Source organism: Candidatus Symbiopectobacterium sp. NZEC135 (assembly GCF_025962695.1).
Genome location: NZ_JAGFPF010000704.1, coordinates 1 through 1020, shown reverse-complemented (window position 1 = coordinate 1020; position 1020 = coordinate 1). Strand labels below are relative to the sequence as shown.

The following is a 1020-nucleotide window of genomic DNA, read 5'->3' as shown; positions in this document are numbered from 1 at the left end:
TTTCCAGCGCTCCTGCCGAAGCAGCGGCGCTCAGCGCTGGGGAAACCGTCACCCTTATTCCCGAATATGATGTTATCACCGACATTACCTCACTGCTGTTACACAGCACTAGCACCAGTGGGCTCTCAGCCGCAGCCCTCGGTGGCATTCTCGGTGCCGTGGCGCTCGGTGGCGGCGTAATTGCCGCACCCGCCTCCAACAGCAACGACGACAACAGGCCGTCGACGCCCCCCGCAACACCCGCGTCGCTTACTGTAAACCCACTGGCAAATGACAATGTCCTGAATCGTGAGGAGTTCGGTCAATCACAGGTGCTCAGTGGTAGCACCCGAGATGTGACACCTGGATCGGTGGTAACAATCACGTTTAACGGCCTGACCTATACCACGCGGGTCGAACAGGATGGCACCTGGAAAATCACCTTGCCAGCCAGCGTATTTGCCGGACTGGAAGATGGCACTTACCCGCTTCAGGTCAGCGTGACGGATGCTCAGGGCAGCACACATCAACAAAACGTAGCGCTGGGAATAGACACATTACCGCCGTTCCTGACAGAAAATATGCTCACGGGAGACAACATCCTGACGGCGGCAGAACAAGCGCAACCTCAAACGCTAAGTGGCCGCGGTGAAGCGGGGCTCACCGTCACCGTGACACTCAACGGCAAGACCTACACCACCACTGTCGATAATGACGGTAAATGGCAGTTGCCACTCTCCAGCGCAGACCTGCAAGCGCTGAGCGAAGGCGCAAACACCATGACTATCGTGACGGTGGATAAAGCGGGTAACAGCACCAGCATCACCCGCGAACTGATTGTTGATACTACGCCGCCAACCCTTACAGTACAGAAGCTCACCGGCGATGATTTACTCACGGCCGATGAGGTAAAAAGTGCACAAACGTTGTCTGGCACCACCTCACCCAGTGAGGCGGGACAGACCGTTACCGTCACCTTGAACGGCAAAACGTACAGTGGCACCGTCAATAGTGACGGTTCCTGGCAAATTTCACTGCCCA

1 protein-coding gene is annotated in these 1020 nt (G+C 56.6%); it reads left to right on the top strand.

Going from position 1 to position 1020, the window contains the following annotated elements; all coding sequences use genetic code 11:
• The coding region (locus tag J5224_RS29870; protein WP_264628679.1) for an Ig-like domain-containing protein at positions 1 to 1020 on the top strand (1020 nt) is incomplete at both ends.